The organism is Okeania sp. (assembly GCF_035285525.1).
Taxonomy (GTDB): domain Bacteria; phylum Cyanobacteriota; class Cyanobacteriia; order Cyanobacteriales; family Microcoleaceae; genus Trichodesmium.
The window spans coordinates 1-6,690 of record NZ_JAYKGW010000163.1; the positions used below are offsets into that span (position 1 = coordinate 1).

At 34.3% G+C, this 6,690-nt stretch carries 5 protein-coding genes and 1 pseudogene; 5 read left to right on the plus strand and 1 reads right to left on the minus strand.

What is annotated here, in order from left to right:
* Positions 1–197 precede the first annotated feature (197 nt).
* The 4 genes and pseudogenes from VKJ25_RS15575 to VKJ25_RS24665 form a co-directional block, all read left to right on the plus strand.
* Positions 198–425 (plus strand): hypothetical protein, encoded by a 228-nt coding sequence (locus VKJ25_RS15575; protein ID WP_324237553.1) that lies wholly within the window; start codon positions 198–200, stop codon positions 423–425.
* Positions 426–743: 318 nt separating this feature from the next.
* Positions 744–1,952, plus strand: coding sequence for a caspase family protein (locus VKJ25_RS15580; RefSeq protein ID WP_324237554.1), 1,209 nt, complete (start codon positions 744–746; stop codon positions 1,950–1,952).
* A 545-nt stretch (positions 1,953–2,497) separates the two neighbouring features.
* Positions 2,498–2,869, plus strand: coding sequence for a hypothetical protein (locus VKJ25_RS15585; protein ID WP_324237555.1), 372 nt, complete (start codon positions 2,498–2,500; stop codon positions 2,867–2,869).
* Positions 2,870–3,047: 178 nt separating this feature from the next.
* A pseudogene (locus VKJ25_RS24665) lies at positions 3,048–3,119 on the plus strand (HNH endonuclease); the annotation flags it as partial.
* Positions 3,120–4,491: 1,372 nt separating this feature from the next.
* On the opposite strand, the gene VKJ25_RS15590 reads toward VKJ25_RS24665, so the two are convergent.
* Positions 4,492–4,623, minus strand: coding sequence for a hypothetical protein (locus VKJ25_RS15590; RefSeq protein WP_324237556.1), 132 nt, complete (start codon positions 4,621–4,623; stop codon positions 4,492–4,494).
* Positions 4,624–4,784: 161 nt separating this feature from the next.
* Between VKJ25_RS15590 and VKJ25_RS15595 the strand changes: the two genes are divergently transcribed.
* Positions 4,785–6,690: tetratricopeptide repeat protein (locus VKJ25_RS15595; RefSeq protein WP_324237557.1), on the plus strand; the 1,906-nt coding region annotated here is incomplete at its 3' end.

Sequence of the window (6,690 nt, forward strand, 5' to 3'; positions counted from 1 at the left end):
GTGGTTACTTACGACTTAAATCCAGACTATGAAATGGATTTGGTAATTCGTAAGTCGGCACCATTATGTGTTATTCCATCACTATAGTACATCTGATTCTTACGGTGCGTTATATTTCATTAACCCACCCTACTATGACAGAATTTTCAGGTGTATCAGTTTAGTAGTTTAAGCGATCGCTATTCCCAACCTTACTATTGTGCAATAGTTTCTATAAATTTTCAATAGATGCTAAATTTAGAGGCGCAAATGAAATTTGTGGTATTTCTGGATGTAATTTGGTTACTGCTAGAGAATTAATGAATAATTTACCAGGAATATTACCGAAAAGACTTTATAAACATCAATATCAAAGGTTAGTTATAAGTTTGAAAAAAGCTGTGGCTAAAGCAATATTGATAATTAATAATGAAAGGGGAACTTAAAGTTTAATTTGCTGTCTAACTTGATAATTTTCTAGTCCCAAGCCGATCAAAAAAATAATAACTTTTAGGAATGAATAATTAATGATGAAAGAGTAACTTAAAGTTTAATTTGCTGTCTAACTTGATAATGTTCTAGTCGCAAGCCGATCAAAAAAATAATAACTTTTAGGAAAGTGGTTAGCAAAACTTGTACTGAACTATCTATATTGATAATTTTCAGGGTTTGGATACCAAATTATTACAAATAGTGTAGGATTTGATATTTTCTTGATATCATATCTATAATTTTCATAAAGTAAAAAAAAGGAATAATTCAAAATGTCTCGTATTTCTCGTCGTCACTTTTTCCAATTTGCCAGTTCAACTCTAGCTACCCTTGGTATCAGTCAATTAAAATTCTTATCTCAAGCTGAAAATTATGGCAAAGTATTAGCTCAAAGTACCTCCCGTAAACTAGCTTTATTAGTAGGAATTAATGAATATGAAAATCAGCCATTAAGAGGTTGTGTAAATGATATTGCCATGCAATATTATCTACTAAACCATCGTTTTGGTTTTAATCCCAAAGATATAGTTATTCTGACCAATAAAAAAGCAACTCGCCAAGGAATTTTAGAAGCATTTGAAGAACATTTAGTTAAACAAGCAAAACCTGGAGATGTGGTAGTTTTTAACTATTCTGGACATGGTTCTTACGTTATAGATTCCGATCCTATTATCAAGGCTTTTATAGATCCTAAAGGTTTAAGTGGTACGTTAGTTCCAGTTGATAGTTCTTTTCCTAATCCTGAAACTGGTGGTGTGGTTGATGATATTATGGGGCATACTTTATTTATACTCACATCAGCTTTAAAAACAGAAAACTTTACTGGAATACTTGATAGTTGTTTCGCTGGAATGACAACTAAAGAAGAGTATACTGTTCGTTCTCGTCCGAGTGGAGAGAAAATAAAAATTACTCCTCAAGAAAAAGTTTATCAAGAAAAGTGGTTATCTCGGTTAGATATCTCTAAGGATGAGTTTGTCAAAGGTTATCAAAGTGGTATTGCCAAAGGAGTATTTTTTGCTGCTTGTCAACCTCTTCAACTTTCTAAAGAGGTAAAAATTCTTGATTTTTATTCGGGAATTTTTAGTTATTTATTTACACAATATTTATGGCAAGAAACAGGTACGCCAGAAACAGTTATAAAATACCTTAATAAACAAATTCCACCTCGTTTTCGACAAGATCCACTTTATGAATTTAAGGCAGGTACTAAATTAGATAGTCAAACTATATTTTTAACTGAAAATTCTAATCCTGTTGCTGATGCAGTAGTTACGGAAGTTAAAGGGGATAAAGCTAAAATTTGGTTGGGAGGATTAAATGTGAAACAAATAGATGGATTAACAACTGGTGCGATATTTAATGTTATTTATCCCCCAGAAAAAACTACTGCTAAGTTAACATTTGAATCACGTCAAGGTTTGGCGGCAAGAGCGACAATTAAAGGAAATATTGAGCCAGGATTTTTGTTAAGAATCTAAGTGTTTTATATCCCCCCAGCCCCCCTTTGAAAGGGGGGAGCTAAGAAAAATTCCCCCTTTCAAAGGCAGGGACTATTTATTGTCGCTAGAGACAAGGAAGACAAGGAAGAGGGGGGAGAGGGAAGAGAGGGAAGACAAGGAAGACAAGGAAGAGGGGGAAGAGGGGAGTGTGGAATTGAAAAAATATAGGGTTGTAAATATTCTCTGACGACAAAGAATTAGCCCTGCCTTTGAAAGGGAGAGCTAAGAAAAATTCCTCCTTGGGGGGGAGCCAAGTAAAAGTCCCCCTTTCAAAGGGGGGAGCCAAGTAAAAGTCCCCCTTTCAAAGGGGGATTTAGGGGGATTATAAATTTACTTTAGAAAAAGTCGAAATTGTGCAATTAATACCCTAAATACTTATAAATAAATCGTCAAACAAGTAATTAGTAAATATGTAAAATTACCTCCTTTTCATGGAAATATTAGATTGGATACTGTTTTTGATGAACAGAGCGATCGCAGACTAAAGTGCTATACTGATAATTGATAACTAATAACTGAAATATATGAATACTATTGAAATTATTCAAGAATCAAATCCTAATCAACCTGAAAATTATCGGGCAATTTGTGGAGAAAAACAAGCTTTAGGAATTTCTCCTGGGCAGGCATTAGATGAGTTAGAACAACAACTAACAAATATAGAAACAAATACTTTAATTATTATCCGGAGATTTGTTCCAGACAAATTTTTTCCTCAGCCACAACATGACAAGCTTCAACAGTTAATGAATAGGTTTCACGAAAGTCAGGATAATCAACAATTATTATCTAGCAAAGAACAACAAGAATTAGATAAATTAGCCACAGCAGAATTAGCAGCAGCAGAGGAACGAGCAAGAGAGATATTGGCAAATTTTAAAAATAAAGAAACCTAATTTTTGCGAAAGGATGAAGTACAATGGATATATAGAAAAATTTTAAAAATTATGGAAACTAATTTTAATGAATCCTAATTATCCATTTGTTGCTAAAAGAGCTAAAAATCAGTGTGAATATTGTTATGCGCCAGAGGTAATTTTTAATTTAGCTTTTGAAGTTTAGCATATTATTCCTATTGCCAAAGGGGGATTAAATGAGTTAGAAAATTTAGCATTAGCTTGTCGAATTTGTAATCTGAGAAAGTCAAGTTTTATTGATGGAATTGATGAAGTTACTCAAGAGCAAGTTCGCTTATTTAATCCACGCATTGATATTTGGCAGGAACATTTTCTTTTTGATAGAGATACTTGTGAAATAATGGGAAAAACTCCCATTGGCCGTGTTATGGTGGAACGCCTCCGCATGAATACTCAAGAACAACTTACTGCTCGATCGCTCTGGGTTGCTTTAGGCATTTTTGGGAATAACTAAAGCAGTACATTCTTTTTCTTTATTTAGGGCAAGATAGACAATAATTTCTTATATCAAATTTAGGATTACTATAGTATAATTATCAAGTTTTTATGAAAAAAATTATGACAAAACTAATCAAGACTTCTCGGCTGCAAAAAAATAGGATATTTTCGACAAATTCTATTTCTACTCAAGAATTAGATCAAGGAGCAATTGAAATAAAAAAAACGTGTAGAAAGCTGTTTTCAAATCTCTGAAAAAATTCGACCGCAACTGATTGAAAATTATTACAATTGGTTTATTGCTATTGAACCAGAAAGTGGTGATTGTTTACTTGATAATGACTTGAAAAGTTTGACAACAAAAATAACGTCATATAGTCCTACCAGTCAGTTAGTAATTTATCGTATTCATGAAACTGGAGCTTGTGGGAAAATCTAAATTATTTCTGGGATACTTGGAGAGGAAGGAGAACTAATATTTGAGATTTAATTAATTGCTAAAAATGGTAAATTTATTCCTATTGATCCTATTTTAGACACAGGATTTACTACAGGTTATTTAGCAATTATGACTCAAGATATAGAATCTTTAGGGTGGAAGAAAGTTCGTTAAAATATAATGTTAAGTACAGCTCAAGGAATGGCATATTTTGAGATTTATGACGGTAGGATGATAATGGATCGACAATAATTTACAATTCCAGTTCATGTAAAGGATAATTTACCAGAAATATTGATAGGTGCTTTTTGGTTAGATGCAGTACGAATAGTTATAGATAAAGGAAAAGGGATGTTAACTATGGAAATTAAATAATTAGGTGATTTGAGCAGCAAGGGAACGAACTAGGGAAATATTGGCAAATTTGAAATAAAAGCGCTATTTTGATAACTAATAAATAATAACTGAAATATATGAATACTATTGAAATTATTCAAGAATCCAATCCTAATCAACCTGAAAATTATCGGGCAATTTGTGGGGAAAAACAAGCTCTAGGAATTTCTCCTGGTAAAGCATTGGATCAGCTATAACAACAACTAACAAATTTAGAAACAAATACCTTAATTATTATCCGGATATTTGTGCCAGACATATTTTTTCCTCAGCCACAACATGAGAAACTTCAACAGTTAATGAATAAGTTTCACGAAAGTCAAAATAATTAACAACTATCTAGGGAAGAACAAGAAAAATTAGAGGCATTAGCAGGAGCAGAATTAATACCAGCAACGGAACGAGGTAGAGAGATATTGGCAAATTTTAAAAATAATGATAGTATTTTGAAATTATTCAAGAATTAACTCCTAATCAATCTACAAATTATCCCGCAATTTCTCGATAAAAACAACCTTATAGAAATTTATTTAAGATGCCTATAATACCAAAATATTAGGGACAGGCAAGATGCCTGTGTTACAATATGAAATGTTGCTGAGTATTATAAATTTGATGAGTATGAAAAGATTCAATTTGCCAACTTCAGCAGGGATAATATCCCTCTTCCTTTCTTTGTTAAGTGGGGTTACTGTTACTTGGATTGTCCCAACCGCAAAACCTGCTAATGCTATTGAGGTTTTAGCACAGACTTCCGTCCAGCAAAAAACTCAAGCAGACCAACTCCTGAAACAAGGAATTGAGAATTTGAAAAATAGACAGTTGAAAACAGCGGTTCAATATTGGCAGCAAGCACTCAAAATTTATCAAAAAATTGGCGATCATGAGGGTGAAGCTGAATCTCTGAGTTTATTGGGGTTTGCTTACAGAACTGTTGGAGAAAATGAGAAGGCGGTGGAATTTTTGCAGCAGTCTTTAGTTATTTCTCAGGAAATTGGTAATCGTCGAATAGAAGTTAATTCTCTCAACCTTTTGGGTGATATTTATTATGATTTCAACCAATATCAACAGGTAATTAGAACTCATCAGCAGGTTTTAGCTATAGCAAGAAAAACTGGCGATCGCTCTCTGGCAACTAATTCTCTGAACAGGTTGGGTGTTGCTCACAAAAATCTAGGGGAGTATCAGAAAGCTATAGAATTTTATCAGCAGTCTATAGTTATTGCAGCAGAAATAGGTGATGGGAAGAGTGTCGCTGGTACTTTGACTAATCTTGGTAATGCTTATGATCTTTTAGGAGAATATGAGAAGGCAATAGAAGCACATCAGCAGTCTATAGTAATTTTTCGTAAGATAGGCGATCGCCAGGGAGAGGCGAAATCTTTGGGTAACTTGGGTGATACTTATCTGAGTGTAGGGGAGTCAGGAAAGGCGATAGCATCTATGGAACAATCTGTAGTAGTTTTTCGTGAAATAGGCGATCCCCAGGGAACTGCTAAATCTCTGAGTATATTGGGTGATGCTTATATGACTTTACGAAGATATCAGAAAGGAATAGAAGCACATCAGCAGTCTGTAGCTATTGCTAAAAAAATAGAAGATTCCCAGAGAATAGCTACATCTCTCAACATTATAGGGATTGCTTACTATAGTTTGGGAGAATATCAGAAAGCAATAGATTTTAGTCAAGATTCTCTGGCAATAGCAAAAGAAATTCGTAGTCGTAAGTTAGAAGCTAGTTCTCTAAATAATCTCGCTCTTGTTTATCACATTTTAGGAGAAAATGAAAAGGCAATAGATTTTCATCAAGAGTCTCTCGCTATCCGTCAAGAAATTCGCGATCGCGATGGTGAAGCTGGTTCTCTGGGTAATTTAGGTCTAATGTATAACAGTTTAGGAGAGTATGAGAAAGCGATAAATTTTCATCAAAAGTCTCTGGCAATCCATCAAGAAACTAAAAACCGTCAGGGACAAGCGAGGACTCTCCATAACTTGGGTCTTACTTATCAAAGTTTAGGAGATAACACAAAAGCAATAGACTCTTATCAGCAGTCTTTGGCGATTAAACGAGAAATTGGGGATATTTCGGGGGCGGTAGCATCATTGGGAAATCTGGGTAGTGCTTACAGTAGCTTAGGAGAGTATGAAAAAGCGGTAGATTTCTATCAGCAGTCTTTAGGTATTGCACAGGATATTGGCGATCGCGGGTGGCAAGCGAGAACACTTTCTAATCTAGCATCAGTCAAACGCATTCAAGGTAAGTTGAATGAAGCATTAACAGATATTGAATCAGCTATCAATATTCTAGAACAAATTCGGAGTAGTATTATCACTCAAGACCTCCGGACATCATACTTTGCCACAGTTCAAGATTACTATCAACTTCATATAGAGATATTAATGGAACTGCACAAACAAAACCCCAATAAAGGCTATGATGCTAAAGCATTAAACGTCAGCGAACGCAGTCGTGCCAGAAGTTTATTAGACATCCTAGCAGAATCAGGAGCTGATATCAAAACTGGAG

What these genes read in the sequence shown, in the direction of transcription:
- VKJ25_RS15585 (WP_324237555.1), top strand. Translation starts at nt 2,498, where the DNA reads ATGAATACTATTGAAATTATTCAAGAATCAAATCCTAATCAACCTGAA.
- VKJ25_RS15580 (WP_324237554.1), top strand. Translation starts at nt 744, where the DNA reads ATGTCTCGTATTTCTCGTCGTCACTTTTTCCAATTTGCCAGTTCAACT.